We start from the raw sequence: 26,261 nt of genomic DNA, 5'->3' as shown, positions 1-26,261 counted from the left end.
ATGCCGGGGTTAAGCCGCCCTGAACCGGGGATCAGTGGAGAACGGCCGAGGGGGTATGGTGTCCGGTTGTCGGAATCCTGAACCGAGCCGTGATGCGCTTGAGGGCAAGACCCAACTCTTCTGACAACGATGCGAGCGCAGGCGCAAAATCCTGGCGCACGATCAGAGACGCCAACATCATCGCATCTTCACGCGCACCCTCGGATGCTGCGGCGATCATCTGGGCGAAGCAATTCTCATCAGCGCCCAGGCACGCGCATTTCAGCCCATGGCGGATTAGGGGGCGGCGTCCATAGGCGGCACAAAGGGAACACACACTTTCCAGCGTCTGCATCGCGGCCTCTCCGCATTCTGCGCCCAAGGCGATCTGGAAATCACTGGCTGCGTCGGTTCGACCGCCCTCACCCTCGCTCCACATCCGCAGATACATCACCGCACATGCTTCAACCGGACCAAGATCCGCAAGGTGGCCAACCGTGGCGCCACCGCGTGTGGATTGCATGCTCATTTCGTCAGGATCAGTTTGCCTGCGCGGGTGATCCGCAAAGTGTAAAGCTGATCGCCAAGTTCGATATGGGCAAGATTTCCGCCCTTTGTCAGCTCCTCGGCCTTGTGCGCGGGAAGCATCGAGACAGGATAACCTTGGGTGGGGGTCGGGTTCTGTATGTTCATCAGGACATCTCCAGAGCGTGTCGGCTTAGCGCCATACCTGTTGCGTTTCATATAGTCTGGCTGACCCCGACTGGGCTGGCTTTCTGTTCCTGCAGCTTAATCTGATTATTTTAGTAAGGATTGTCAAGTGTCGTTTTAACACAAGCGATTGCACCCCTGAAGAGGGCGGGTTACGTCTGCGGTCAGACGAAAAGGACGCGCTGGGCATGACCGCAACAGTTATTTTTGATCTCGATGGAACGCTGGTGGACAGCCTTGGCGATCTGGCCGCAGCGGCCAATCGAACATTGAATGACGTTGGGCATGACCCGCTGTCGATCGACATCATCAAGGGATTCGTTGGCAATGGCCTGCCCAAGCTAGTCGAACGCATGATCCACCATTGCGAACTGCCGCTGGACCGTCATGCGGAACTGACACAACTGACCCTGAAGCACTACAACGCAGCGGCCAGCGAAACGACCATTCCTTACCCCGGCATCCCCGAATCGCTGGATGCGTTACGACAGATGGGTTGCGCTCTGGGCATCTGCACAAACAAGCCCGAAGCCCCTGCCCGCCACGTGTTAGAAGCGCTGAACCTGTCGCGGTTCTTCGATGTGGTGATTGGTGGCGACAGTCTGCCGACCAGAAAGCCGGACCCCAAGCATCTTTTTGCAAGCTTCGATGCCCTTGAGGCAAAAGGTCCCCGCGTATTTGTTGGAGACAGCGAGGTAGACTCGGAAACCGCCGTCAGAGCGAAAATCCCGTTTCTGCTGTTCACGGAAGGATACCGAAAGTCCCGCGTGCAGAACATTCCACATGACATCGCCTATGAGGCTGCTGCAGACCTTCCCATTCATGTGGCGACGCTGGCCCAAAACGAACACGTGTCCTGAACTCGCCCACCAAATCTGCGGGCGGCAAGATCTGTTTCACATTCCCAAAAAGTTAAGAGGGGCCGGCCGAGGGGGTGTGACCAGCCCCTCATCGGGGAAAGTAATTACCGTGTGTTTGTGTGGTAAGTACGGTAGGTCATGTTTACCCCTGATCGTTGCCGCGCAAAATTGGGGGTTTCCCGTAGTCGCGCTATTTTCCCTGAAAACCTGTTAAAAAACCCAGCAGGAGCCTTTCGATTTGCCCATCATGCCTTGCTTAAATTTTGCCCCGACGCTCTGTTGGCAACCAAGATCACACGCAGAACAAATCGGGTAAAAAGGTAACCCATGGAAAACCCGGGCAGAAATCCAAAATCATCACCGTCACCGGTGCTGCAGGGCGTGCTGCCTTTTGACCGGTCGCGTCTTCCGACCGAGATGCTTGCCGGGCTTACCTTTGCCTGCCTCGCGATCCCCGAAGTCATGGGCTATACCAAAATCGCGGGTACGCCGGTCATTACGGGGCTCTATACGATTCTGATTCCCATGGCGCTGTTCGCCCTGTTCGGGTCGTCGCGACATCTTGTGGTCGGGGCCGATTCGGCAACGGCGGCCATAACAGCCTCGGCGCTGGCGGGCATGGCGGTCTCGGGTTCGTCGGAATACCTCGCTTTGGCGTCCCTGTTGGCGCTGATGGCGGCCGTGCTTTTGATCGCTGCGCGGATCATCGGGCTTGGATTTCTGGCCGACTTCCTGTCGCGCACCGTTTTGGTCGGTTTTCTGACCGGCGTTGGCGTTCAGGTTGCCACTGGCGAAATACCCGGTTTATTGGGGATCGAAGCCAGCGGACACGGTACGCTTGCGCGGCTGAACGACGTATACCTGAACTTGGCTCATATCAGCTGGCCAACTGTGTTTGTCTCTGCCGCCGTGCTTGGCGTTGTTGTCGCCTCCACAATGCTGTCGCGAAGAATACCCGGCCCCCTGATCGCAATCGTAGGAGTGATCTATTGCAGCTGGGCCTTTTCCTTCGAAACAATCGGCATTGCTGTTCTGGGGACAGTTCCAAGCGGCTTGCCGTCACTCTCGATACCGAATGTGGATTGGAGTTGGACTTTGTTCAAACAACTCCTGCCCACGGCACTGTCCATCTTCGTGGTTATTCTGGCACAGAGCGCAGCGACCTCACGAGCCTACGCTGCCCGGTACGATGAGAAGTTCAGCGAGAACACAGACCTGATCGGGTTGGGCCTTGCAAATTTCGGCGCGGCATTTTCCGGCACATTTGTGGTCAACGGTAGCCCCACCAAAACCGAAATGGTCGCCAGCGCCGGTGGGCGCAGTCAGGTGGCCCAATTGACTAATGTGGCCATTGTCCTTGTGGTGATCCTGTTTCTCACCAAACCGCTTGCTTATCTGCCAAGTGCCGCCTTGTCGGCCATTGTCTTCCTGATTGGTTTGAAGCTGATTGATCTGCGTGGTCTTACCACGATCTACAAACAAGCCCGCTCAGAGTTCTGGGTGGCCGCCGCAACGGCCGCCGTGGTCGTGCTTGTGGGCGTCGAACAAGGCATTGTCTTTGCCGTGGTCTTTTCTCTGATCGATCACACCCGCCGGGGGTATCGCCCAAAGAACGCCGCGATCGTCAAAACCGAAAACGGTGGCTGGCATTCAAAAGCCCTGACACCACCCAATCAATTTGAACCCGGCCTTGTGATCTATCGGTTCTCGCACGGCATGTATTACGCAAACACACAGCGTTTTACGAATGAAGCCACGGCCATTGTGCAAGGCTCGGACGCGAAACCTGAATGGTTCTGCATCGACGCATCGGCCATAGATGAGATCGATTTTACCGCCGGTTATGCCCTGCGCAGCTTGGTCGAGTTTCTGCATGAAAACGGCATTCGCCTCGTGTTCACGCTGGTTGAACCAGATGTAAAAGCAGAGCTTGATCGCTATGGCGTGACCGATCTGATCGGCGAAGACGCGTTCTTTGACACGGGCAACCGTTTGTTGGATGCCTTCGACAAACGTTCGGCCGCGTCGTGAAGCCCGCTTAGTTGTAGTATTTCGCCTTCGACATCTTACCGATACCAGGGTTGAACGAATTGGTCGGGTCGCAGCACTTGTAATGCGCTGCCAGGTCCGGCTTGGCCTTGTACAGGTGACCCACGTTGTGTTCAGCCGGGTATTCTGCCCCCCGTTCGTCAAACAGTTTGAGCATCGCTGCCTTCAACACCTTGGGGTCCGCGCCCTTTTTGACGATGTAATCCTGATGCATGACGTGGCACATGAAGTGGCCGTAGTAGAGTTTGTGCACCAGCTTATCCTCGATCTCAGGTGGAAGTTTTTCCAGCCAGTCGTAATCGTTGCGGCGCAGCGCGACATCCAGTGCAATAATATCTTCTACATCCGAGTTATGCAGCGCCATGTAACGCACGGCGGCTCCGGCGGCTGCGAAACGATGCAGGCCGGCAATCTTGGCCTCGCGCATATCGCATTCAAAGAACCCAGCTTCACGGTCTTTCAGAAAATCCGGCAACCACGCAGCAGCCTCTGCGATCCCGTCATCTTTCATCTTCAGGATCAGGTGATGTTCGTACTTGTCGCGGAACTCGACCATCCGCTTGGGCAGAACACGCGGCCAAAGCGCTACGGCCATTTGCATGAAACGATCAGTAAAATTGCCGAGGAGCGGTATACGCCGAAGCCGCGCATCAACCGCGCCTTTCATCGCGAAGAAGAACGGCAAGCGATCCGTCCCCAGTTTGTCGATCATCACAACTGTGTCCTTGCCGTATTTGGCGGTGATGTCGAACACTTCACGCTGCATATATTCGGCCGAAACAGGCAGTGACTTGAACCTAGACAGGATATGGCGGCGCAAAGCGGCCAGATCATCGGGGCTGTTCGTTCCAATATAGAACACTTTTTCCGCGTCGTTTTTCCGGAAGGTATCAAGGCGAACAGCAAAAACCGCCAGTTTTCCGGCAGAACCAGCGGATTCGAACAGTTTGGCCTTGTCTGCGTTGAAACGTGCAGGCGTTTCTGCGTCCACATCCCGCACGATCTGTGCGTAGTCACTTGCTGACGCCCGTTTGTTAGTGGCCCCCGGGTTGCGGTCGAAAGTACCGGCGTCAAGGCTTGCCAGAATTTCCTCGGGCGTGTCGCCCAGATCAATGCCCAGATGGTTGACCAGTTCCAGCTCGCCCTGCTCGGATATCCGGGCGTACACGGACAGTTCGGTGTAAACGGGCCCACGCTCGACCAAAGACCCGCCCGAGTTATTGCAGACCCCACCCACAATCGATGCACCGATGCACGAGGAACCGATCACCGAATGCGGCTCGCGCCCCAGCGGGGCCAGAAGTTTTTCCAAAGCAAACAGGGTGGCACCGGGAAAGCTGACGATTTGCTCGCCATTGTTCAACGGGACCAGTGTATCCATCCGGCGGGTGTTGATCAGAACGACATCGCGGTCATAGCTGCCCGACGGTGTCGATCCTTCTGTCAGGCCGGTGTTGGCGGCCTGCATGATGACGATCTTGTCCGATGCAACACAAGCTTGCAGAACCTTCCACTGTTCCGACAGCGTACCAGGCTGAATGACACACAGCGCCTCCCCCTCGCCCGAGCGGAACCCACGCCGAAACCGCTCGGTCGCGCGCTCGCCTGTCAGGACGTGGCGCGATCCAACGACGGAGCGGAAGTGCTTGATCAATTCTTCATTGGTCATCTCGGCCCCCATCTTGGGTTCAGGCGTTGCGGAAACGGATATTCTCGCGGCTCAACTGGTCAACGCTGGTGACGCCCATGAGTTTCATGTCGCGTTCGATCTCGGCCCGCATCAGGCCAAGGGCGCGCTCAACCCCCGCCTGCCCTGCGGCAGCCAACGGGTACAGGTAGTGACGACCAACACCCACGGCTTTGGCCCCAATTGACAACGCTTTGAGCACATGCGTGCCGCGCTGAATGCCGCTGTCCATCATCACGTCCAGCTTGTCACCAACTGCATCGACGATCTCGGCCAGTTGGTCGAAGGGCGTACGCGAGCCGTCCAGTTGGCGGCCCCCGTGGTTCGACAAGATGATCCCGGTGCAGCCGATTTCAGCCGCGCGTTTGGCGTCTTCGACGGTCATGATCCCCTTAAGGCAAAACTGCCCATCCCAGTCGCGCACCATCTGTGCCACGTCATCCCAGTTCATCGACGGATCGAGCATGTCGGTAAAGTAGCCGCCGATCGAGCTGGCCCCTCCACCCATATCGACATGTTCTTCCAGCTGCGGCAGGCGGAATTTCTCGTGCGTGACATAGTTGATCCCCCACATCGGCTTGATTGCAAACTGGATCATGCCGCCCAGCGTCAGACGGAATGGGATCGAGAAGCCGGTGCGCAGATCACGCTCACGGTTGCCGCCGGTGATGCTGTCGACGGTCAGCATCATGACCTCGACACCCGCCTCTTTCGCGCGCTGCATCATAGCGGCGTTCAGGCCGCGATCCTTGTGGAAATAGAACTGATAGACCTGCGGGTTCTTGTGTTTTTGCCGAAGCTCCTCCAACGACACGGTCCCCAGCGAGGATACGCCGAACATCGTCCCGTATTTCTCAGCCGCCGCCGCAACCGCGCGCTCGCCTTGATGGTGGAACAGGCGCTGCAAGGCGGTGGGTGAGCAATAGATGGGCATATCCAGCTTTTGCCCCATCACGGTGACCGACATGTCCACATCGGACACCCCACGCAGGACCGACGGCAACAGATCACACCGGTCAAACGCGCTGGTGTTTTCCCGATACGTCACCTCATCATCCGCTCCACCGTCGATATAGTTGAAGATGGGCCCCGGCAGCCGCTGTTGGGCCAGCCGCCGGAAGTCGTGGAAGTTATGACATTGGCTCAGACGCATCAGGCAGGCTCCTTAGTAGGCGACCGAGGGCAGCCAGGTGGCTAGTGTCGGCCATAGGAAGACTAACGCCAGGCCGGTCAACTGCAACAACACGAAGGGGATGATGCCTTTGTAAATGTGGGTCAGCTTTATCTCGGGCGGGCAAACGCCTTTCAGATAGAACAGGGCGAAGCCCACAGGCGGCGTCAGGAAGCTGGTTTGCAGCGTCACCGCCACCAGGATCACGAACCACACCAGCGCGGGTTCATCCAGAACGCCAAAGCCGGGGATGTCGATGCCCAACCCGTTCACGATGGGCCGCATCAGAGGCAACACGATCAGCGTGATCTCGATCCAGTCCAAAACGAAGCCCAGCAAGAAGACGATGAACAGGATGAAAAGGATTGTGCCGTTGGCTCCGAAACCGGTGGATTGCACCACATGCTCGATCAGCTCGTCCCCGCCCAATTCACGCAAGACGTAAGAGAATACGGTCGCCCCAAGGAAGATCGCGAAGATGTACGCAGTGGTGTTGAAGGTCGACACCAGCACGTTCCACAGTTTCGCAAAGGTCAGCTTGCGATAGCCCAGTGCCAGCAGCGTCGCACCCAGCGCACCGATGCCCGAGGCTTCGGTCGGCGTGGTCAGACCCGCAAAGATCGAACCTAGCACGGCGAGGATCAGCATCAGCGTTGGGATGACGGCGATCAGCACGTCTTTGACAGCGGCCCAGTCGGGGGCTTTTGCGCCCTCGGGCACAGGGGCTGCGTCACGTTTGATCAAGGCAAGTAGGAAGATATAGGTCAGGTACAGTCCACCGATGATGACACCGGGGAAAACAGCCGCCATGAACAGATCGCCGACAGACAAGGCCATCTGGTCGGCCATGATCACCAGCATGATCGAGGGTGGGATCAGGATACCCAGCGTACCAGAAGCCGAGACGACACCGGCGGCCAGCGCTGGCTGATATTTTTGCTGCATCATCGACGGCAACGACAGTACGCCCAGCAGAACCACCGAGGCTCCGATAATGCCTGTAGAGGCCGCCAGAATGATCCCAATCAGAGTCACGGTGATCGCCAAACCTCCACGCACGGTACCGAACAGGCGCTGCATCGAGGACATCAGACGCTCGGCCACACCGGATTCGTCCAGCATCAGGCCCATGAAGATGAACATCGGCAGGGCGACCAGAACCGCGTTGGACATGGTGGCATAAACGCGGTTCACGACCGCACCGAGGGTCAGGTAATCGAGCCCGGTAAAGGTGCTCTCCAGCCCCGTCCACAGCATCAGATCGTTGTCGAACAGGTAAGCCAGACCGCAATAGGCCACGCCGACACCGGCCAGCACCCACGCCACCGGATAGCCGGTGAACAGCAGCGCGATGAAGGTCAGGAACATCGCGATGACCAGCTTTTCCTCGGTCGTTTCGACAAGGAAGGTCAAGCCCACGCAAACAGCGGCGAACACGGCCAGAACCAGCAGAATACGACGCAGTGGCGCGCCTTCACGTTCCGAGGCCGGTCCATAAAGCAGCGCGTGCCCATCGTGGATCAACCGTGCGAGTGCAGCCAGGGCGAGCAGGATGAAACTGATCGGAATGACCGCCTTAAACGCCCAGCGCGCAGGCAGACCAGTTGGGCTGTCCGAGCGTTCATTGACGCGGAAGCTTTCGTAGAAATAGTCGTACCCCTGGTCGACCATCAAATAGATGAACGGTGTCAGCAGGGTCAGGATACCGATCACTTCGATGATCCGCTGCGCGCGGCGTGACAGCTGCATATGCAGGACGTCAACGCGGACATGGCTGTCTGTGATCAAGGCATAGGAAATGCCGATCATCGTGACAATGCCGTAGAAATGCCACTGGATCTCGTCCAGCTTGGGATAGTTCTGGCTGAACAGGTAGCGCAGCGAAACCTGGCTGAAGATCGCAGCCATCAGCAGGATATTCGCCCACATGACCACATGGCCTACCGCTTTGACGCCCGTGTCGATAGCGACGGCAATTTTCTGGCGGTCTGTTTCGGGATGCTCCAGAATGCCTTCATAGGCTTCGACCGGATCATTTGTATATAGTTCGTTGGCCATGGTCATTCCTCGCTCAGCACCCCGGCGTGCGGGGCAGTGAAAGGTTAGAAATTCCGTTTTTGGGAGAGTTCGGAGCGGCGGATTCCGCCGCCCCGGTAACGTCAGTTAGGGAGAGTTTACTGACGTGGGAGGAACGCGTTGGTCTTCCACAGGTTGTAGCCGTCGCGGAATTCGTTCATGTCGGCCAGGACTTGTGCAAAAAAGGCATCGTTTGCGGCTTCTTCAGCGGCAACTTCGTCCCAGGTGGCGCGGAAGGTATCCAGCATCACGGGCGACCACTGCTTGATGGTGACACCGTTGTTTTCAACGTTGTCGATCAGCGCGGCATGCTGGATCGCTTCACCTTCGGCAAAGCTGTCCGCCATCGACGCCTTACAGGCGCTTTCAATGATTGCCTTGTGCTGGTCGCTGGTTTCATTCCAGACGTCTTTGTTGATCAGCAGTTCGAACACAGTCGCCTGCTGGTGCCAGCCGGGGAAATAGTTGAACTTGACCAGTTTATGGAAGCCCAGGCGCGCATCAATGGCGGGCATCGAAAATTCAGTCGCGTCAATCGCGCCTTTTTCCAGCGCGGGGAATATCTCACCACCCGGCAGCAGCGACGTTGCAACACCCAACTTCTGCATAACTTTGCCGCCCAGACCAAAGAAACGCATCTTCAGACCGTTCAGGTCTTCGGGCGAGTTGATCTCGGTTGCGAACCAACCCGAGGTTTCGGGTGCGATGATTGCGCAAGGCAGAACTTTTACGTTGTAACCGGCCTGATCATACATTTCCTGATACAGAGTCATGCCGTTGCCGTAGTAGAGCCACGCCATGTATTCACCCGCTTCGGGGCCAAAAGGCACAGCCGAAAACAGCGGCGCAGCCGGGATTTTACCGGCCCAATATCCGGCTGTGGTGTAGCCCGAGTTGATCTTTCCAGTGGATACCGCGTCCAAAATTTCGAACGGCGGAACCAGCTTGCCCGGCTCGTACACTTTCATCTTCAGCGTGCCGCCCGACATCACGTCAAGCTGTTCGGCAACACGCGGGATCGGCGAGCCCAAGCCCGGCAATTCGGTCGAGAACGCAATCGGCGTTTTCAACAGCAGTTTGTCTGCGGCAACCGCAGGCGCGGCCATAATGCTGGCCGCCACGGCCAAGCTCGTCAGGGTCTTCTTCATGAATTCTCCTCCAGGGTTGGTCGGGGTTTCAGCCCGATCATTTGCGCAGGCTCTTCCAGCGCCGCTCCGGTGGTAAACTAACTTTACCATAGTTAGCCAGTCAACAATTTTATTTACCATTGGTTGATTCCCAAAAATCCCTGCGACGTTAGACGCGGCCTAAAGAACAACTTTTGAGATCTGCTAAAAAATAGGACAAATCCCAAAAACCTTTCACGAACAACAAAGTACCTAGCTACTTGTAAGAACGCTCAGAAGCTTGAGTTTCGCGCGGATACGGTTATGTTTGTTTACCAGTTGCTGCGGATTTCCAGCTTCAAACAGGGCAGTGCATCATGAACACCAAGGCAATTTTTGAACCGGTTGGACACGAATCGTTGGCCGAGGCTGTGGTTGCACAAGTCGAAGATCTGATCGCCTCGGGCATCCTGAAACAGGGCCGGAAACTGCCTTCGGAACGCGATCTTGCCGAAATGTTGCGCGTATCGCGCCCAAAGCTACGCGAGGCGCTTCAGGTGCTGGAAGAACGCGGTCTGGTTGCCACGCAGCACGGCGAAGGCACGTTCGTGGCAGCCCTGACCGGACAGGCCATGATGCCTGCTCTTCTTGCACTGTATGAACGGCACGAGCCTGCTTTTTTTGATTATCTGGAATACCGCCGCGAGCAGGAAGGCTTCGCGGCCCGCCTTGCTGCACGTCGGGCAACCAAGGCGGACAAGGAGCGGATCGCCGAAATCCTAGACGAAAATGAGCGTGCGTGGCAGGAGCAAGACGCCAAAGCCTCGCAAGAGGCAGACTTTGCGCTTCACTCAGCGATTGTCGATGCCAGTCAGAACGCAACCCTCATCCATATGATGGCGTCGATCTACGAACTCACCCGTAAAGGCGTTTTCTACAATCGTGATTTCCTGCGCACGATTGACGGAACGGGGGAAAAGCTGCTGCAGCAGCATCTAGAATTGGGTCGCGCGGTGATCGACGGTGATGAAGAACGAGCCGAAAAAGCGGCAACCGAACACATCGACTTTGTCGAAAAGTCTTTCAAACTGGGAATTGAACAGAGACGACGTGAGGCCATGGCTGAAAAGCGGCGAATACTATCACGTTAATGCGTGCCCACCGGCTATTCGGATACCAAGGCCCTATTGTCAGATGTCCTTTCCAGGCGGTTCCAACAGACCACCCGGCTCTATCAACGCCCGCTCTGACAGCCAGGGATTGAGATCAAGAGCCTCAGACAGTGCAGCGCGCGCGTCCTCCTGGCGCTTCAAACCCAGCAAAGACAAAGCACGCCCGCTGAGTGCCCCAATGTGGTTTGGCGACAATTCAATTGCGACGTTCAAGTCTTGCAAAGCCGCACCAAAATCCTGCCTGAGGTAGTTTACAAAAGCTCGCTGATTGTAACCTTCAGCGTAGGTCGGACAATAGTCGACAAGTTGGTTGAAGTCGTCCAAGGCGCCCAGCAAATCCCAAGCTTCTCGTCGTGCCATCCCCCGATCCAACAAGGTTTGTGATCGAGAATCCGGTGCATCCGTCCAAAGCACCCACATCTGATCCGAGATGGCACGCGCGTCGCTTTGCGACTCTGCCTTTTGAACCTGCTTAATGAGCGCCTCAACCCCTTCCGTATGATCCGGAGACATAGGGCATGTTTCAGCGAGCGCCAAAAGCGGAAAGGCGATCATAAGACTCGTGGCAGCGAATACTCGTTTCATGCCCCTAGGGTGGGTTGAAATCCTGTTCCGTCAAGCCTGTTGTTCAAACCCGCCAAGCATACCGGTTTCTTTAACAGCCTCCATCGCCACAAAAGTTGACGTGCTGGCAACATGCGGCAGGGATGAGATTTTCTCGGCCAAGACACGACGGTACTCGGACATCGTGGCGGTGCGAACTTTTAGAAGATAATCGAAATTCGATGCAATCATATGCGCCTGCTCGACTTCGGCGATCTTACGGACAGCGGCATTGAACTCGGCCAGCGCCTTTTCGCGCGTGTCCGTCATGCGCACTTCGACAAAAGCCACGTGATCCAGCCCAAGGCGGATCGGATCCAGCATTGCCCGATACCCCTTAATCACTCCGCTCGCCTCCAACCGCTTGAGCCGCGCCTGTGTCGGGGATTTCGACAAGCCGATCTCGCGCGCCAGATCGGCGACCGAAGCACGACCGTCTTCAGCCAAAATTTTCAGAATCGACCGATCGAACCGATCCAGATCAGGAAAGTCCATTTGCACTGCCTATTTCCACAAAATCAGAACACTTGCCTTCGGATACATAAATTTTGGGCCATTGTCCTGTATTTTCCACCCTATATTAGCGCAAAGACCGGAGGACTCATGTCACACAGCCTGCGCACACTTATCGACACGCCAACCTATGCCGATCAATCGGCTGTCCTTGATACCCTGATCACTCAAGCAGACCTGACGGATGCAGATCGTGTCACAATCTGCGCCGCCGCGGCGCAGTTGGTTCGCGACATCCGCTCCAGCACTTCGCCGGGGTTGATGGAAGTGTTTCTGGCCGAATACGGCCTGTCTACTGATGAAGGCATCGCATTGATGTGTTTGGCCGAAGCGTTGCTGCGCGTGCCGGATGCTGACACTATCGACGCGTTGATCGATGACAAGATCGCTCCGTCCGACTGGGGCAAACATCTGGGAAAATCCTCGTCATCGCTGGTGAACGCGTCCACGTGGGCGCTGATGCTGACCGGTAAGGTTCTGGACGAGGGCAAAGCCTCTCCGGTCGGGGCATTGCGAGGGGCCATAAAACGACTGGGTGAGCCAGTGATCCGAACCGCCGTGGCCCGAGCGATGAAGGAAATGGGACGGCAATTCGTTCTGGGTGAATCCATTCAATCCGCGATGGATCGCGCCCGTGGAATGGAGGGAAAGGGCTATACCTACTCCTACGATATGCTGGGCGAAGCCGCGCGGACTGAGGCGGACGCAGCGCGCTATCACCTGTCATACTCCCGCGCTATTTCGGCCATTGCCGATGCTTGCACCCATGACGACATCCGTGCCAATCCAGGTATCTCGGTCAAGCTGTCCGCCCTGCATCCTCGCTATGAGCTGGCGCAAGAACAGAGGGTCATGGACGAGTTGGTCCCGCGACTGCGGGCTCTGGCATTGCTGGCCAAAGCCGCCGGCATGGGTCTGAACGTCGATGCAGAAGAGGCAGACCGCCTGTCGCTATCGCTGCAGGTTATCGAAGCGGTCATGTCTGATCCGGCCCTCGCCGGGTGGCACGGGTTCGGTATCGTGGTGCAGGCTTACGGACCGCGCGCCGGGCTGGTTCTGGATACGCTGTACGACATGGCGCAGCGCCACGACCGCAAGCTGATGGTGCGCCTGGTCAAAGGGGCCTATTGGGACACCGAGATCAAACGCGCGCAAGTCGAAGGCGTGGATGGGTTTCCAGTGTTCACCCACAAGGCAGCAACCGATGTCTCGTACATCGCCAATGCCCGCAAACTGCTGAACATGACCGACCGGATCTACCCGCAATTTGCCACCCACAACGCCCATACGGTCAGCGCCATCCTGCATATGGCCGACGATCAACCTTATGAGTTCCAGCGCCTGCATGGCATGGGCGAAACTTTGCATCAGATCGTGATGAACAAACAGAACACCCGGTGCCGGATTTATGCGCCGGTCGGGGCGCATCGTGACCTGCTGGCATATCTAGTGCGACGCCTGTTGGAAAACGGAGCAAACTCGTCTTTCGTCAACCAGATCGTCGATGAAAACGTGCCCCCGGAAGAGGTCGCCGCAGATCCGTTTGTCACTGTACAGACGCCGCCGCCCGCCCTGCCGACAGGACCCGAGCTGTTTCAACCAGAACGCCCTAATTCCAAAGGGTTTGATCTGCACCACACGCCCACTCTGGATCGGATCGAGGCGGCGCGGGATGGGTTCCGGGCCTATCACTGGTTTGCTCAACCTCTATTGGCCGACAAGGCCAAACCAGAGGCCGAAGAACCTGTTACCAACCCGGCCAACCCGCAGGACCGGCCCGGTTCCGTTGCGCCAGCCAGCGCTGCGGATGCAGAGTTGGCCCTGGCCTCGGCCAACCCCTGGGACGCACCGGCTGCTGAGCGTTCGCGCGTTCTTAACGCTGCTGCCGATCTTTATGAAGCGAACTATGGCGAGCTTTTCGCCCTTCTTGCTCGCGAAGCCGGGAAATCCCTGCCTGACGCTGTGGCGGAACTGCGCGAGGCGGTGGACTTCCTACGGTATTACGCGGCCAACATTCCTGCGGCCAAGCCTGCGGGTATTTTCACCTGTATCAGCCCGTGGAACTTCCCTCTGGCCATTTTCTCAGGGCAGATCGCAGCGGCGCTGGCCACCGGAAATGCAGTGTTGGCCAAACCTGCGCCTCAGACGCCTTTGGTTGCACATCGCGCCATTCAATTGATGCACGAGGCGGGCGTACCGCGCGACGCACTGCAATTGCTGCCCGGTGGACCTGCTGTAGGCACGGCGCTGACGTCGGATGAACGCATTTCGGGTGTGGCCTTTACCGGGTCGACAGCCACCGCGCTAAAGATCAGGGCCGCGATGGCCGGGAACATGCGCCCCGGTACGCCGCTGATCGCGGAAACTGGCGGCTTGAACGCCATGATCATCGACAGCACGGCCCTGCCCGAACAAGCAGTACAATCAATCATCGAAAGCGCCTTTCAGTCGGCGGGTCAGCGTTGTTCAGCCCTGCGGTGTCTGTATCTGCAGGAAGACATCGCCGAAGACGTGCTGACAATGCTCAAAGGGGCAATGGACGCGCTGAGCATTGGAGATCCTTGGCTGATCTCAACCGATTGCGGCCCGGTCATCGACGAACAGGCCCGGCAAGGCATAGCTGATCACGTGGCCAAAGCGCGCAGCAAAGGGCGGGTTCTGAAAGAGCTTCCGCTGCCGCCCGAAGGCACTTTTGTTGCCCCTACCCTGATCGAGGTTTCTGGTATTGCCGCGCTGGAACGCGAGATTTTCGGTCCTGTGCTGCACGTGGCCCGATTCAAGGCGCAGGAGATCGACAAGGTCATCGCCGAAATAAACGCCACTGGATACGGGCTGACCTTTGGACTGCACACGCGCATCGACGACCGGGTGCAGCATGTGACCGAGGCGATCCATGCGGGCAACATCTATGTGAACCGCAACCAGATCGGCGCCATCGTTGGCTCTCAGCCCTTTGGGGGCGAAGGGCTTTCGGGCACCGGCCCCAAGGCGGGTGGGCCGAACTACATGGCCCGCTTCTGCGCGCCGGATCGTCAAAATACGGCGGATACCTGGGGTGCTGTAGCCGATTTGCCCGCCCCTCAAGGGCAGCCTGTGCCGGTCAAAACTCAATCCTTGCCCGGTCCCACAGGTGAATCAAACCGCCTGAGCGAATACCCACGCTCACCCTTGCTGTGTATGGGCCCTGGAGAGGCCGCCGCGCGTGCGCAGGCCGAGGCTGTTCAGGCGCTTGGCGGTACGGTCATTAAAGCGATCGGGATGCTGGACCTGCACCGGTTGGAAAACCTGACCGACATCTCAGGCGTGTTGTGGTGGGGGGATGACGAAACAGCCCGGCAGATCGAGCAGCATCTGGCGCGCCGCGACGGCCCAATTCTGCCGCTGATCCCCGGCAAGCCCGACCGTGCGCGGGTTCTGGGCGAACGTCATGTCTGCGTCGACACGACAGCTGCGGGCGGAAACGCTGCGTTGTTGGGAGGTGCGGCATAAGCTTGCATTGACGCTGGGCGCGCAAAAGCCCAGCGTCTCATCATGTTTCCGATCCGTGACCATAACCCTTCGGGGCGCACGCCTTACGTTGTATATGCCCTGATGGCCGCCAACATCCTGATCTTTCTCAGCTATGTGGGGATCATGGATGAAGGGCCGAAGATCAGCAGGCTGTTTTATGACTACGCCATCATCCCAGCGCGCGTCAGCGATGGGTTTGGGTTGGAAACCCTAGTAACATCCATGTTCCTGCACGGCGGCTGGATGCATCTGGCGGGAAACATGCTGTTCTTATGGATCTTCGGAGACAACCTGGAAGACGAGATGGGCCACCTGCCCTTCCTTCTGTTCTATCTGGCAGCTGGGATTGGCGCTGGCCTCATTCACATCATCACTGGGCCGGACTCTCAGGTGCCGACCGTCGGCGCCTCGGGCGCGATTGCAGGTGTGATGGGCGGGTATCTGCTGCTGTTTCCGAAAGCACGGGTGGATATCCTGCTGATCCTGATCGTCTATTTCAGGGTCTTCACCATTCCGGCCTTCATCATGCTGGGGATCTGGCTGGCGATACAGTTCTTTGGCAGCATCACCAGCAATCCAGACGAAGGCGGTATTGCCTATTGGGCCCATACCGGAGGCTTTGCCGTGGGTTTGATCCTGTGCATACCGCTTTGGCTGCGGCGTGGAGGCGCGCAGTTCTGGGACCGCACCCGCGGGCACCCGCCCCACCCGGAAGCGAAGTACAAGCTTTCGCGGTCACGTATTCCGCGTGTTCCGCGCCGGTAAAGTTAAGAGCGGCTCAGCCCCGGATCACTTTGGCGAACTGATCAAAGATCGGTTCGTTCGAGCAAATCACTTCACCATCCTCCAGCACATTGCCTTCGGGGTTCAGTGCCTGCACGAAGCCGCCTGCCTCTTTCACGATGATGATACCAGCCGCCAGATCCCATGCGTTCAGGCGGCGTTCCCAGAAACCTTCGTACCGGCCAGCGGCGACATACGCCATATCAAGCGCAGCAGCACCCCAGCGGCGCACACCGGCGCAAGCGGGCATCAAACGCGCCAGGTCTTGCAGGGTCGCGGGCAGATCCGAACGACCCCCAAAGGGCAGACCAGTCGCGAAGACCGACTCGATCATGCGGTGACGGCCCGACGCGCGAATGCGGGTGTCGTTCATCCATGCACCCTCGCCCTTCTCAGCAAAGAACATTTCATCCTTGGCAGCGTCATAGATCACACCGGCAACAATCTTGCCCTTGTGTTCAAGAGCGATTGAGATCGCCCAATGCGGCAGGCCGTGCAGGAAGTTGGTGGTGCCATCCAACGGATCGACAATCCAGCGGCGGGTCGGATCTTCGCCGTCAATCGCGCCACCTTCTTCGGCCAGCCAGCCATAGGTTGGACGCGCGCCCAGCAACTCTTCTTTCAGGATGGCTTCGGCTGCGATATCGGCCTTTGAGACGAAGTCTCCCGCGCCTTTCATCGACACCTGCAAATTCTCGACTTCACGGAAATCCTTGACCAAAGAACGCCCCGCTTTGCGCGCGGCTTTGATCATGATGTTGAGATTTGCACTGCCAACCATTGTCAAAAGGCTCCTGTCCGGTCAAACCGCGCGTATACTGCTGCAATGCGCCCTTGCCAAGAGGAATGATACGCATAACAGACCCCCGGAAAACGCCGTTACTGGGATTGCAGCTTGCGCGCCTCATCTCGGGCCAGTTTCACCAGTTCCTGAACGTAAGGTTTCTCAAGATCCTCCGACCGGATCGCAGCGTACAGGCGTCGCGTGATCCCTTCTTTTGTCAGGGGTCGGGTCACGTAATCCGAGTTATATTTCACCTCGCGCACAACCCAATCCGGCAGGACCGAAACCCCCCGGTTTGACGCGACCAGCAGCAGTATTACGGCGGTCAGTTCCACTTGGCGGATTATTGCGGGCTCAACCCGTGCAGGGATCAGCAACTGGCTGAACACATCCAGACGCGTGCGCTCGACCGGATAGGTGATCAGGGTTTGTCCCCGAAAATCTTCGGCCTCGATATACTCTTTTTCAGCCAGGGGATGGGTTGAAGCCGCCACAAAGACAGCGTTGTAGTCAAACAGCTCCACAAACTCGACACCCGGCAGGTCTTCGGGGTCGGACGAGACCACCAGATCTACCTCTTCCTTTTGCAAGGCCGGAAGCGCGTCAAAGGCCAGACCTGGGCGGATGTCCACATCGACATCGCCCCAAGACTTTCTGAAGGCTTCGAGCACCGGAAACAGCCATTCGAAACAGGCGTGGCATTCGATTGCGATATGCATCCGCCCGGTGCGCCCGTCCCTCAGCGAAGAAAATTCATGCTGAGCGGCCTCAACCTGCGGCAGGATCTGTTCAGCCAAGCGAAGCAAGCGCAACCCGGCGGCCGACAGTTTCATGGGTTTCGAGCGGCGCAGAAACAGTTCGACCCCCGCCTGATCCTCTAACCCTTTGATCTGATGGCTTAACGCAGACTGAGTGATGTTCAACTGGTCTGCTGCACGGGCCAGCCCACCGCATTCATGGATCGCTTTGATAGTACGCAGGTGCCGGAACTCAATGTGCATTTCGAACAGCATTCATGTTGTTGTTGAATAATATGAGTTTGTCTCACATTGCCCGCCATGGCACAAGAGGCTCAGATGATCCAGCGAGGCCGTTATGTCCAAACCTGAAATTTCCTTTGAGTTCTTTCCGCCCAAAACTCTGGAAGCCTCTTTTCGTCTTTGGGACACGGTTCAGACCTTGGCTCCATTGGACCCTCGCTTTGTTTCGGTCACCTATGGTGCAGGTGGCACGACACGTGAACTTACACGCGACGCGGTCTCGACCTTGCATAAGTCGTCAGGGTTGAACGTCGCTGCACATCTGACCTGCGTCGATGCCTCACGGCAGGAAACATTGGAGATCGCCGACACGTTTGCGCGCGCCGGTGTGCAGGACATTGTTGCCCTGCGCGGTGACCCGCCGAAGGGTCAGGACAAATTCGAACCCCACCCCGACGGATTTGCCAATTCGGTTGAGTTGATCGAAGCCCTGGCCGAAACCGAGATGTTCAGCATTCGCGTCGGCGCCTATCCAGACACTCACCCTGAGGCCGCAGATATGGCTGCGGATGTGGATTGGCTGAAGGCCAAGCTGGACGCTGGTGCTGATGAAGCTCTGACGCAGTTTTTCTTCGAGGCTGAAACCTTCTTTCGGTTCCGTGACGCCTGCGCCAAAGCGGGCATCGACAAGCCGATTGTGCCCGGCATTCTGCCGATCGAGAACTGGGCAGGTGCCCGCAATTTCGCCAAGCGCTGCGGTACACATATTCCTGTGTGGGTCGAAAACGCCTTTGAAAAAGCTGTGCGCGACGGGCGTGAAGATTTGCTGGCAACAGCGATCTGCACCGAGCTGTGTTCAGATTTGATCGATGGCGGCGTGGATAAGCTGCATTTCTACACCCTCAACCGCCCGGAACTGACGCGGGATGTATGTTTCGCACTCGGCATTACGCCGCAGGTTGAACTGGAAAACGTCGCCTAACATACCAAAATTTTCAATGATTCGCACGGGTTACGTTCACACTCAGGCGATTTTCATCCTACTTTGTGCAAACTGTTTCACACTCTCATAACCAAATTCACAGTTTTCGCGACAATTGAATCTCAAGATCCCAATTGTTATCCGCACCCCAGCAAATCCACCCCGAAATTTGACAAAACTATGTCCAGGGCGACACTTGGGGCGTGTAGTTTGTAATGAGTGTTTTGAGTATGGAACCTGTAGATAAAGTGCGTGCGCGCACCGATGCCCTTGCAGATTTGGGATTACCCCCATCTGCCAGTTCCCGCGAAATCCGAGAGGCGTGGCGACAGATCGCCTTTCATTCGCATCCCGATCACAGGGAAGGGGACAGTTCTGGGTTTTCACGCGCCAAGGCCGCCTATGACTTTCTGCGGAAAGAGGGTTTGGCAAAAAAAGGTGGGGGCAATGCTGGCCCGACTCAGCCGCGCCGTCCCCATTTGAAAAAGCGGATCATTGAACTTCCGCAGGAAGAAATTTCGGCCTGCAAGGCAATGCTAAGTCCCGATCAGGTGTTGTCACATCGACACGGCGAAGATGATACACCAGGCATACCCGAAGCGTGCGTATCGGACCATGTACCGGACGCAGTTGGCTGCTACGGTCGGCATTTGACCTACTTCGTCACCACGCCTGTGCATCATGGCGCAAATCGGGTGGCTCTACCGACCACGGTGCTAAGCGGTGCGCGACATACCGAGGCGGAGATCCTGAGCTTTCAGTCCAAGGATACCGGCGCCGGAGAGGTGGTGATCCCGGACACGATCCGTGAACGCAAATTTCCAGGGGCCAAGAGCGTGAAGATCCGGTTTGACGCCGATCAGGACATCCGGGATCTATTCTGGCTGGCGGGTTGATCGCAAAAAGCCCGGCTAAGGTAGCCGGGCTTTGAACTTTTCAAAGTCTCGTTGTCAGATCAGTTGGTAACAGGACCTTCCGAGGTGAATTTTGGGATAACATTGGTCGAGGCGTCCGAGGATTCGATGCCTGGCCAGTTGCCTTCTGCGATGTTGATGTTGCCCGGCACATCTTCTTCCCAGAAGCCAACAACCACATCGGTGATGTTAAGATAAAGCTTGTCATCGACGATGCGCCACAGGTTAGGGTTGGCTGGAACTTTACCGCCCTTGGACACACCATAAGCGCAGTGGCCATCATATTGCGGAGCATAATAGGCCGGGTTCTCAAGGAACTTGTCACGGTTTTCTTCAGTCGCGAAAGCCCAGGTTGCGCCGTTGTATTCTGCGGTTATATCAGCGTTTCCGCGCACACCTTCTGGCTGTGACTGGCCGATCGAAACCTGATCCAGGCTGCGATAGGCAACAACGTCATAGCCCGAAACCGCAAAACCGGTTCCATCAACATATTGAGGTCCGGCAAAAGCGGGTACCGCCAAGGCCATGGCTGCAGCGAAGGTCAATGCAAAGTGTTTCATGTGGTCTATCCTTTTCGTATCAACTGTGTCCGTGGAGCCGTCATGGCAGGTCTGCCAAGACAATATGCGATTCCCGCGCGGTTCGTAGTCCTCCTAACGCCCCTGTGACCCCGCACGGGAAAACGTGAGAGTTTGGTCGCGGATTGTTACAGAAAAAGCCTGAAGCACCGGGTTGGACTCGGCGATTTGCAATATTAGCTGTACGACAGCCATGGTATAGGCATGAAAGGCAAGAGATGAGCGACCAATCCCCCTACACCCCCCCAGCGGTCTGGACCTGGGACAGTAAAAGCGGCGGCCAGTTCGCCAATATCAACCGGCCGATTGCCGGTGCGACCCACGACAAAGACCTGCCTGTCGGACGCCACCCCCTGCAGCTGTATTCGCTGGCCACGCCCAACGGCGTGAAGGTCACTGTGATGCTGGAAGAGCTTTTGGCGCTAGGCCACGAGGGGGCCGAATACAACGCCTGGCTGATCAACATCGGTGAGGGTGATCAGTTTGGTTCGGGCTTTGTCGATGCCAACCCGAACTCAAAAATCCCCGCCCTTTGGGATCGGTCGGGCAAAGAGCCTGTTCGCGTGTTCGAAAGCGCCTCGATCCTGTTCCATCTGGCCGAAAAATTTGGAGCGTTCCTGCCCGCGTCCGGCCCTGAGCGGACCGAAGTGATGAATTGGGTGTTCTGGCAGATGGGCAGCGCGCCCTATCTGGGCGGCGGGTTCGGCCATTTCTACGCCTATGCACCCGAGAAATGGGAATACCCGATCAATCGTTTCGCGATGGAGACCAAGCGCCAGCTAGACGTTCTGGATCGGGAATTGGCGGATAAGACCTTCATCGCTGGAGACGAGTACACGATTGCCGACATGGCGATCTGGCCGTGGTATGGCCAGCTGGTTCTGGGTCGCCTCTACAGTTCTGCCGAGTTCCTGGATGTTGAATCATACAAGAACGTCATGCGTTGGGCCAAAGAGATTGACGCGCGTCCAGCAGTTCAGCGTGGTCGAATGGTCAACCGCGCCTTTGGCGAGCCGCACACGCAGCTTCACGAGCGCCATGACGCCAGCGATTTCGAAAACCGTACGCAGGACAAGTTGGAAGCGGCTGCGGAGTAACCGCATTCCAAGCGAAACACCACGCGGTGCAACGTGCGCCGCGTGTTTGCGTCTTGTCGGTTACTTCAGAATTGGCGGGTTGTCAGGGTTGCTGCCGGGGGCTTCCCGCATCGGCTCAGCCACCTGCGGCTGAGGCAGATCAAACCGAAGCCCCACTTTGGCCAGCAACGCGGCAGTGGGCGCACTGGCCGCGAAAAAACCAACATCCATTGCACCAGCCTCGATCCCGGAAAAGGTCAGCGCCTCGGACGCGGCCTTGGCCAACGCGGCCTCGGCCCCGTCAACTGCATCGACAAAGCCCAACATATGCCCCTGTGCGCCGGCCTCTGACTTGGTTGCAACCAAATAGGCGGCGCGCGCCAGCCCGCCCGCGGTTGCCAGTTTGGCATCCAAGGCGGTCAGCAAAGTATCGGGCAAGCCAGACGGCGGCATGAATTCAGCCAGCTTTTCCTCGACCTCTTGTGGATCGTGTTGCAGCGTTTCGGCCAGCCACTCCAATGCCTCTGCCGGCACCAGCATCGATGAAGGCGCGGTTTCCAGGTTCAGGCCCAGCCCAATCACCTGCCCTGCCAGCATCCCGGAAAGCACCCGCCCTGAAAGCGCCACGTAAGGTACAGGGCGACCTGCGAACTGCGCCAACCGTTCCTCTCGGTCAAAGGCCAGCACATAGCGCCCATCCGCTACGTCGAACAATTCGGGCGAGATATTCTCGTCCTTCGCTTCCTCGGTCAGCATCAGGAACAGCTCGCTGTCGGCAAGCCGCTCAAAGAAACGTAGCCGGGCGGCATCGTTTCGCGGATCCGCCTGCATCGCGGCATGTGCTGCGTCCAACGCCGTGGTTTCAGTCATTCAACACCTCTTGGACCCGCGCGCGCAGAACCGGCAAAAGCTCGGTCTCGAACCACGGGTTTTTCTTCAACCATGCCGTATTGCGCCAGGACGGATGTGGCAAGGCAAAGACCCGCGGCGCATGGTCCTGCCAGCCTTGCACGGTGCTTGTGACCGAACCTCGCGCACCAAGGTGATACTTGTGCGCATGACCACCAACCAAAACGGTCAGCGGCACCTGGCCCAAAACGCTCATCACCCGATCATGCCAGGTCTTTCGGCACACGGCGGGCGGCGGAAGGTCCGCGCTGCGTGCATCGTAACCGGGAAAGCAGAACGCCATAGGTACAATCGACACGCGGTCACGATCATAGAAGATCGTCTCATCAATCCCCAACCATTGCCGAAGCCTGTCACCTGACGGATCAGTAAAGGGCCGCCCCGACTCGTGCACTTTCGCACCTGGGGCCTGCCCTGCGATCAAAATGGGCGTACCAACGCGGAACCAAACAACCGGGCGGGGTTCATGGGCTGTTTCAGTCTGCGCAAACTTATCAGCACACAGTCGGCAAGCGCGAATTTCCTCGGCAAGGCTGTCCATCGGAATTCAAAACCTCTTGCGGCCCAAGTGTCACGATGGGGAACATAGGGTCCACCAGCCACACCGCCAATGCAGTTGTCACAGGTTTTACCGCAATGCATTGATCATTTGTTTCATAATTCGACATAATGTAGCCAACATGGATTGGTAAAAATAACCCTTTGCAGCCGTCTCAAAGAACGGCAACGCCACGGAACACGAGCAGCAGGCCCCGAATGTTAGAATTCGACAATGTCAGCAAGTCCTTCTGGACCGGAACACGCCGCAAGGTGATTCTGGATCAGGTCTCGTTCCGGGTCGAACTGGGTACGTCGCTGGGCGTTCTGGCCCCGAACGGCACCGGAAAAACCACGCTGATCAACATGATGGCCGGTTTGGAAAAACCTGACGAAGGCGTGATCCGTCGCGAATGTCGTGTGTCGTTTCCCATGGGGTTCACCGGTGGTGTGTCGGGAAAACTGTCCGCGCTGGAGAACGCGCGCTATATCGCCAAGATCTATGGCATGGACCCGGACTATGTCGAAGCCTATTGCAAATGGCTCTGCGGGTTGGGTGAGTATTTCGATCAGCCGCTTGCGACCTATTCTGCCGGGATGCGATCCCGGTTCACCTTTTCACTGATGCTGGCGCTGGATTTCGACATGTATCTGATCGACGAAGGGATGCCTGCGTCGACGGATGTCGAATTCAACGAAAAGGCCGGATCAATCCTGAAAGAAAAACTAAGGACCACAACGCTGGTCATCGTTTCGCACAGCTCGTCTGTGTTGGAAAAGTTTGCCCAGCAAGCCGCCGTTTTGCTGAACGGTCAATTGTACATGTTTGAATCCTTGGAAGAGGCTAAGCAGCTATATGACTACGAATCCCAAGGTTAGAAAGTATAGCGGGCACCGCAACCGGCCAAGCGAAGGTTCGGCTGAGGCGCGGGCCGATGCGATCTCGCGCATTCGCAATGCAACGCAAGGCCAGCCTTCTGTAGATGAAGCCCAGCCGGGCGCGCAGCTGGACGACATCAAACGTGAGGGCCTGACTGGCCGACAATTGCGCATCGCGCGCAGGCTGGCGCAGAAACATGGGCTGGCTGCGACCTCGGATTACGATGCCGTGCGCCTGCTGCGTCAGAAAGGCATCGACCCTTTCCAACGCACAAATCTTCTGGATCTTGCTGCGGCCAAGCCCTCTGCTCAGAACGAGAACAAGAACGCCAAAGACAAGGTCAGTATAAAACTGCCGCAGGCCGTAGGCGCGGAAAAATCCAACCTACCCGGACCCGAGCTCAGCCCCACTGAACGCCGCAACCTTGAGATTGGGGAAATACAGAAAGACATTGCCCGCAGACGTCGGCGCAAGCTGTTTGCCTTATTTGCGCGTCTGGCCGTTTTTGTTTTTCTGCCGACCTTTGTCGTGGGCTTCTATTTCTACCGCATCGCTACTCCGATGTACGCCAGCGATTCCGAGTTTTTGATCCTACAGGCCGATGGCGGGCCAGGCAGCGTCGGCGGCTTGTTGGCGGGAACCCAGTTTGCCACAACACAGGATTCGATTTCGGTACAGTCTTTCCTTGAATCGAAAGAGGCGCTGCTGCTGCTGGATCAGGACGCAGGATTTTCTGATGTCTTCAAACAAGATTGGATCGACCCGATCCAGAGACTGGCGCCCGATGCCTCGTTGGAAGACGCATACAAACTGTTCAAACGTATGATCACCATCGGCTATGACCCAACAGAAGGGGTCATCCGGATGGAAGTCGCCGCCCCGGATCCACAAACCTCTACCGAGTTTTCGGAACGTTTGATCTCCTATGCGGAAAACCGGGTGAACGCGCTGTCTGGGAAAAAGCGCGAAGACCAGATGCGCGACGCCATCCAAAGCTTTGAGTCCGCGCAGGAGGCGCGCAAACAAGCGCAGGAAGAACTGATTGAGCTTCAGCTTCAGGGCGCGGTTCTGGACCCAGAAAACGTGATCGCCAGCCTGAGAAGCCGAATTACCGAAATCGAAATATTGGTTCAAGACAAAGAGCTTGAGCTTGCCGCCCTGCTGGACAACCTTCGACCAAACAAAGCCAAAGTTGACGGGGTTGAGGCCGATATCGCCCGGTTGGAAAAAGTGCTGGAAGACCTGAATGCCGAAATGCTGGATGCCTCAGCCGGCGAAAACTCGCTGGCAAGGCTGAGCGTGCGCATACAGATCGCCCAGGCTGATCTGGCCGCCCGTGACATGATGCTGCAAACGGCAATGCAGCAAATGGAATCGACCCGATCCGAAGCCAACCGGCAAGTTCGGTACCTGACCGTTTCGGTGAACCCTATTCCCAGTCAGGAACCCACCTATCCGCGCAAGTTCGAAAATACGATTTTGGCATTCCTGTTATTTGCTGGTATCTACCTGATGATCTCGCTTACCGCGTCGGTCCTTCGTGAACAGGTATCCTCATAAGACCCATGAAACATGTAAAAATCTCCGACCTGACAGTCGGCAATGACCTTCCGCTGACCATCATCGCAGGCCCCTGCCAGCTTGAAACGGCAGACCACGCGCAAATGATTGCGGGCAAGATGAAAGAAGCCTGTGATGCGGCTGGGGCGCAATATGTGTTCAAGGCGTCTTATGACAAAGCGAACCGGACGTCACTGTCAGGCAAGCGTGGCATGGGAATCGATGCGGGCCTGCAGGTTCTGGATGACATTCGCAAAACGATGGGCATCCCGGTCCTGACAGATGTTCACACCGAAGCACAATGCGCTATCGCCGCCGAGGCGGTGGACGTCCTGCAAATCCCAGCCTTCCTGTGCCGTCAGACAGACATGCTGCTGGCCGCTGGTGAAACCGGCAGGGCCGTCAATGTCAAGAAAGGTCAATTCCTGGCCCCTTGGGAGATGACGAATATCGTCGACAAGGTCGAAAGCACGGGAAACCAGAACATTCTGCTGACCGAGCGTGGCACGTCGTTTGGATACAACACCTTGGTCGCAGACATGCGCGGCCTGCCCCAAATGGCAAAAACCGGCTATCCGGTTGTCATGGATGCGACCCATTCGGTCCAGCAACCCGGTGGAAAAGGCGGTTCGTCCGGCGGACAGCGCGAGTTCGCGCCCGTGATGGCCCGGGCGGCTGTTTCATTGGGAATTGGCGCAGTTTTTATTGAAACGCATCAAGAACCTGACACAGCGCCGTCTGACGGCCCAAACATGATCCCATTGGACCAAATGCCCCAACTTATTGACACATTGATGCGTTTTGATGCGCTGGCCAAAGCGAATCCTATTCAGATTTAACG

24 protein-coding genes are annotated in these 26,261 nt (G+C 57.2%); 11 read left to right on the top strand and 13 right to left on the bottom strand.

The window, feature by feature from the left end; all coding sequences use genetic code 11:
* Nucleotides 1–31 precede the first annotated feature (31 nt).
* Nucleotides 32–508 carry a hypothetical protein gene (locus tag GOV89_RS15650; protein ID WP_171238560.1) on the bottom strand — a complete coding sequence of 159 codons (477 nt, stop codon included), beginning with the start codon at nt 506–508 and terminating at the stop codon, nt 32–34.
* Entirely contained in the window at nt 505–672 is a 168-nt protein-coding gene (hemP, locus tag GOV89_RS15645; RefSeq protein ID WP_171176275.1) for a hemin uptake protein HemP, read from the bottom strand. The genes GOV89_RS15650 and hemP overlap by 4 nt, the downstream gene beginning before the upstream one ends.
* Before the next feature lie 206 nt (nt 673–878).
* On the opposite strand from hemP, the gene gph reads away from it, so the two are divergent.
* Both gph and GOV89_RS15635 read left to right on the top strand, forming a co-directional pair.
* Nucleotides 879–1,550, top strand: coding sequence for a phosphoglycolate phosphatase (gene gph / locus GOV89_RS15640; protein ID WP_171176023.1), 672 nt, complete (start codon nt 879–881; stop codon nt 1,548–1,550).
* Nucleotides 1,551–1,877: 327 nt separating this feature from the next.
* A complete protein-coding gene (locus tag GOV89_RS15635) occupies nt 1,878–3,581 on the top strand; it encodes a SulP family inorganic anion transporter (RefSeq protein WP_171238559.1) in 1,704 nt (567 codons plus the stop codon).
* A 7-nt stretch (nt 3,582–3,588) separates the two neighbouring features.
* On the opposite strand, the gene dld is transcribed toward GOV89_RS15635, so the two are convergent.
* The 4 genes from dld to GOV89_RS15615 all read right to left on the bottom strand — a co-directional run bounded on the left by dld (nt 3,589) and on the right by GOV89_RS15615 (nt 9,681).
* Complete coding sequence (gene dld / locus GOV89_RS15630; RefSeq protein WP_171176027.1) at nt 3,589–5,268, bottom strand: D-lactate dehydrogenase; 1,680 nt, start codon at nt 5,266–5,268, stop codon at nt 3,589–3,591.
* 19 nt (nt 5,269–5,287) lie between these two features.
* Nucleotides 5,288–6,439 (bottom strand): alpha-hydroxy acid oxidase, encoded by a 1,152-nt coding sequence (locus tag GOV89_RS15625; RefSeq protein WP_171238558.1) that lies wholly within the window; start codon nt 6,437–6,439, stop codon nt 5,288–5,290.
* 12 nt (nt 6,440–6,451) lie between these two features.
* Nucleotides 6,452–8,515: a TRAP transporter large permease subunit gene (locus tag GOV89_RS15620; RefSeq protein WP_171238557.1), complete on the bottom strand. Its 2,064-nt coding sequence runs from the start codon at nt 8,513–8,515 to the stop codon at nt 6,452–6,454.
* Between the two features lie 116 nt (nt 8,516–8,631).
* Nucleotides 8,632–9,681 (bottom strand): TRAP transporter substrate-binding protein, encoded by a 1,050-nt coding sequence (locus GOV89_RS15615; RefSeq protein WP_171238556.1) that lies wholly within the window; start codon nt 9,679–9,681, stop codon nt 8,632–8,634.
* Between the two features lie 335 nt (nt 9,682–10,016).
* Between GOV89_RS15615 and GOV89_RS15610 the strand changes: the two genes are divergently transcribed.
* Entirely contained in the window at nt 10,017–10,790 is a 774-nt protein-coding gene (locus GOV89_RS15610; RefSeq protein ID WP_171176034.1) for a FadR/GntR family transcriptional regulator, read from the top strand.
* A 39-nt stretch (nt 10,791–10,829) separates the two neighbouring features.
* Here the strand turns inward: GOV89_RS15610 and GOV89_RS15605 are convergent, their stop codons facing one another.
* Nucleotides 10,830–11,396 (bottom strand): hypothetical protein, encoded by a 567-nt coding sequence (locus GOV89_RS15605; RefSeq protein WP_253284467.1) that lies wholly within the window; start codon nt 11,394–11,396, stop codon nt 10,830–10,832.
* Nucleotides 11,397–11,426: 30 nt separating this feature from the next.
* Complete coding sequence (locus GOV89_RS15600; RefSeq protein ID WP_171176036.1) at nt 11,427–11,909, bottom strand: Lrp/AsnC family transcriptional regulator; 483 nt, start codon at nt 11,907–11,909, stop codon at nt 11,427–11,429.
* Between the two features lie 108 nt (nt 11,910–12,017).
* Here GOV89_RS15600 and putA point away from each other — a divergent pair, with 108 nt between their 5' ends.
* Both putA and GOV89_RS15590 read left to right on the top strand, forming a co-directional pair.
* Nucleotides 12,018–15,416, top strand: a complete 3,399-nt coding sequence (putA, locus tag GOV89_RS15595) for a bifunctional proline dehydrogenase/L-glutamate gamma-semialdehyde dehydrogenase PutA (protein ID WP_171238555.1) — start codon at nt 12,018–12,020, stop codon at nt 15,414–15,416.
* A 42-nt stretch (nt 15,417–15,458) separates the two neighbouring features.
* Nucleotides 15,459–16,202 (top strand): rhomboid family intramembrane serine protease, encoded by a 744-nt coding sequence (locus tag GOV89_RS15590; RefSeq protein ID WP_171238554.1) that lies wholly within the window; start codon nt 15,459–15,461, stop codon nt 16,200–16,202.
* Nucleotides 16,203–16,215: 13 nt separating this feature from the next.
* Here the strand turns inward: GOV89_RS15590 and GOV89_RS15585 are convergent, their stop codons facing one another.
* Both GOV89_RS15585 and GOV89_RS15580 read right to left on the bottom strand, forming a co-directional pair.
* Nucleotides 16,216–17,001, bottom strand: a complete 786-nt coding sequence (locus tag GOV89_RS15585) for an inositol monophosphatase family protein (RefSeq protein ID WP_171238553.1) — start codon at nt 16,999–17,001, stop codon at nt 16,216–16,218.
* 98 nt (nt 17,002–17,099) lie between these two features.
* On the bottom strand, nt 17,100–18,005 hold the full coding sequence (locus GOV89_RS15580; protein WP_171238660.1) for a LysR family transcriptional regulator: 906 nt from the start codon (nt 18,003–18,005) through the stop codon (nt 17,100–17,102).
* 94 nt (nt 18,006–18,099) lie between these two features.
* Here GOV89_RS15580 and metF point away from each other — a divergent pair, with 94 nt between their 5' ends.
* Nucleotides 18,100–18,966, top strand: a complete 867-nt coding sequence (gene metF, locus GOV89_RS15575) for a methylenetetrahydrofolate reductase [NAD(P)H] (protein ID WP_171176043.1) — start codon at nt 18,100–18,102, stop codon at nt 18,964–18,966.
* Nucleotides 18,967–19,196: 230 nt separating this feature from the next.
* Nucleotides 19,197–19,862, top strand: coding sequence for a J domain-containing protein (locus tag GOV89_RS15570; RefSeq protein ID WP_171238552.1), 666 nt, complete (start codon nt 19,197–19,199; stop codon nt 19,860–19,862).
* A 59-nt stretch (nt 19,863–19,921) separates the two neighbouring features.
* Here GOV89_RS15570 and GOV89_RS15565 read toward each other — a convergent pair whose 3' ends face one another.
* On the bottom strand, nt 19,922–20,440 hold the full coding sequence (locus tag GOV89_RS15565) for a YHS domain-containing (seleno)protein (protein WP_171238551.1): 519 nt from the start codon (nt 20,438–20,440) through the stop codon (nt 19,922–19,924).
* A 236-nt stretch (nt 20,441–20,676) separates the two neighbouring features.
* Between GOV89_RS15565 and yghU the strand changes: the two genes are divergently transcribed.
* Complete coding sequence (yghU, locus tag GOV89_RS15560; RefSeq protein WP_171238550.1) at nt 20,677–21,555, top strand: glutathione-dependent disulfide-bond oxidoreductase; 879 nt, start codon at nt 20,677–20,679, stop codon at nt 21,553–21,555.
* A 60-nt stretch (nt 21,556–21,615) separates the two neighbouring features.
* On the opposite strand, the gene GOV89_RS15555 is transcribed toward yghU, so the two are convergent.
* The gene (locus tag GOV89_RS15555) at nt 21,616–22,404 is read right to left on the bottom strand and encodes an SseB family protein (protein WP_171176051.1); all 789 of its coding nucleotides are present in this window, start codon (nt 22,402–22,404) and stop codon (nt 21,616–21,618) included.
* Complete coding sequence (locus GOV89_RS15550) at nt 22,397–22,984, bottom strand: uracil-DNA glycosylase family protein (RefSeq protein ID WP_171176053.1); 588 nt, start codon at nt 22,982–22,984, stop codon at nt 22,397–22,399. The genes GOV89_RS15555 and GOV89_RS15550 overlap by 8 nt, the downstream gene beginning before the upstream one ends.
* A 215-nt stretch (nt 22,985–23,199) precedes the next feature.
* On the opposite strand from GOV89_RS15550, the gene GOV89_RS15545 reads away from it, so the two are divergent.
* Genes GOV89_RS15545 through kdsA form a run of 3 tightly spaced genes read left to right on the top strand, consistent with a single transcriptional unit; the run spans nt 23,200 to nt 26,259 of the window.
* The gene (locus GOV89_RS15545; protein WP_171176054.1) at nt 23,200–23,859 is read left to right on the top strand and encodes an ABC transporter ATP-binding protein; all 660 of its coding nucleotides are present in this window, start codon (nt 23,200–23,202) and stop codon (nt 23,857–23,859) included.
* Nucleotides 23,837–25,420: a capsule biosynthesis protein gene (locus GOV89_RS15540; RefSeq protein WP_171238549.1), complete on the top strand. Its 1,584-nt coding sequence runs from the start codon at nt 23,837–23,839 to the stop codon at nt 25,418–25,420. Before GOV89_RS15545 ends, GOV89_RS15540 begins: the two co-directional genes overlap by 23 nt.
* Nucleotides 25,421–25,425: 5 nt before the next feature.
* Complete coding sequence (kdsA, locus tag GOV89_RS15535) at nt 25,426–26,259, top strand: 3-deoxy-8-phosphooctulonate synthase (protein WP_171176058.1); 834 nt, start codon at nt 25,426–25,428, stop codon at nt 26,257–26,259.
* Nucleotides 26,260–26,261: the final 2 nt, after the last annotated feature.

This window comes from Ruegeria sp. HKCCA5763 (assembly GCF_013034545.1).
Classification (GTDB): Bacteria; Pseudomonadota; Alphaproteobacteria; order Rhodobacterales; family Rhodobacteraceae; genus Ruegeria.
Note: the sequence above shows the minus strand (reverse complement) of the source record. Positions and strands in the feature narration are given on the sequence as shown.

Excerpts from the sequence above, each read along its gene's own strand:
- GOV89_RS15610 (WP_171176034.1), top strand. The coding sequence starts at position 10,017 with ATGAACACCAAGGCAATTTTTGAACCGGTTGGACACGAATCGTTGGCC.
- putA (WP_171238555.1), top strand. The coding sequence starts at position 12,018 with ATGTCACACAGCCTGCGCACACTTATCGACACGCCAACCTATGCCGAT.
- kdsA (WP_171176058.1), top strand. The coding sequence starts at position 25,426 with ATGAAACATGTAAAAATCTCCGACCTGACAGTCGGCAATGACCTTCCG.
- hemP (WP_171176275.1), bottom strand. The coding sequence starts at position 672 with ATGAACATACAGAACCCGACCCCCACCCAAGGTTATCCTGTCTCGATG.
- GOV89_RS15605 (WP_253284467.1), bottom strand. The coding sequence starts at position 11,396 with ATGAAACGAGTATTCGCTGCCACGAGTCTTATGATCGCCTTTCCGCTT.
- gph (WP_171176023.1), top strand. The coding sequence starts at position 879 with ATGACCGCAACAGTTATTTTTGATCTCGATGGAACGCTGGTGGACAGC.
- GOV89_RS15635 (WP_171238559.1), top strand. The coding sequence starts at position 1,878 with ATGGAAAACCCGGGCAGAAATCCAAAATCATCACCGTCACCGGTGCTG.
- GOV89_RS15550 (WP_171176053.1), bottom strand. The coding sequence starts at position 22,984 with ATGGACAGCCTTGCCGAGGAAATTCGCGCTTGCCGACTGTGTGCTGAT.
- GOV89_RS15650 (WP_171238560.1), bottom strand. The coding sequence starts at position 508 with ATGAGCATGCAATCCACACGCGGTGGCGCCACGGTTGGCCACCTTGCG.
- GOV89_RS15580 (WP_171238660.1), bottom strand. The coding sequence starts at position 18,005 with ATGCACATTGAGTTCCGGCACCTGCGTACTATCAAAGCGATCCATGAA.
- GOV89_RS15585 (WP_171238553.1), bottom strand. The coding sequence starts at position 17,001 with ATGGTTGGCAGTGCAAATCTCAACATCATGATCAAAGCCGCGCGCAAA.
- GOV89_RS15570 (WP_171238552.1), top strand. The coding sequence starts at position 19,197 with ATGGAACCTGTAGATAAAGTGCGTGCGCGCACCGATGCCCTTGCAGAT.
- GOV89_RS15590 (WP_171238554.1), top strand. The coding sequence starts at position 15,459 with ATGTTTCCGATCCGTGACCATAACCCTTCGGGGCGCACGCCTTACGTT.
- GOV89_RS15620 (WP_171238557.1), bottom strand. The coding sequence starts at position 8,515 with ATGGCCAACGAACTATATACAAATGATCCGGTCGAAGCCTATGAAGGC.
- GOV89_RS15540 (WP_171238549.1), top strand. The coding sequence starts at position 23,837 with ATGACTACGAATCCCAAGGTTAGAAAGTATAGCGGGCACCGCAACCGG.
- metF (WP_171176043.1), top strand. The coding sequence starts at position 18,100 with ATGTCCAAACCTGAAATTTCCTTTGAGTTCTTTCCGCCCAAAACTCTG.
- GOV89_RS15625 (WP_171238558.1), bottom strand. The coding sequence starts at position 6,439 with ATGCGTCTGAGCCAATGTCATAACTTCCACGACTTCCGGCGGCTGGCC.
- GOV89_RS15565 (WP_171238551.1), bottom strand. The coding sequence starts at position 20,440 with ATGAAACACTTTGCATTGACCTTCGCTGCAGCCATGGCCTTGGCGGTA.
- GOV89_RS15615 (WP_171238556.1), bottom strand. The coding sequence starts at position 9,681 with ATGAAGAAGACCCTGACGAGCTTGGCCGTGGCGGCCAGCATTATGGCC.
- GOV89_RS15545 (WP_171176054.1), top strand. The coding sequence starts at position 23,200 with ATGTTAGAATTCGACAATGTCAGCAAGTCCTTCTGGACCGGAACACGC.
- GOV89_RS15555 (WP_171176051.1), bottom strand. The coding sequence starts at position 22,404 with ATGACTGAAACCACGGCGTTGGACGCAGCACATGCCGCGATGCAGGCG.
- dld (WP_171176027.1), bottom strand. The coding sequence starts at position 5,268 with ATGACCAATGAAGAATTGATCAAGCACTTCCGCTCCGTCGTTGGATCG.
- GOV89_RS15600 (WP_171176036.1), bottom strand. The coding sequence starts at position 11,909 with ATGGACTTTCCTGATCTGGATCGGTTCGATCGGTCGATTCTGAAAATT.
- yghU (WP_171238550.1), top strand. The coding sequence starts at position 20,677 with ATGAGCGACCAATCCCCCTACACCCCCCCAGCGGTCTGGACCTGGGAC.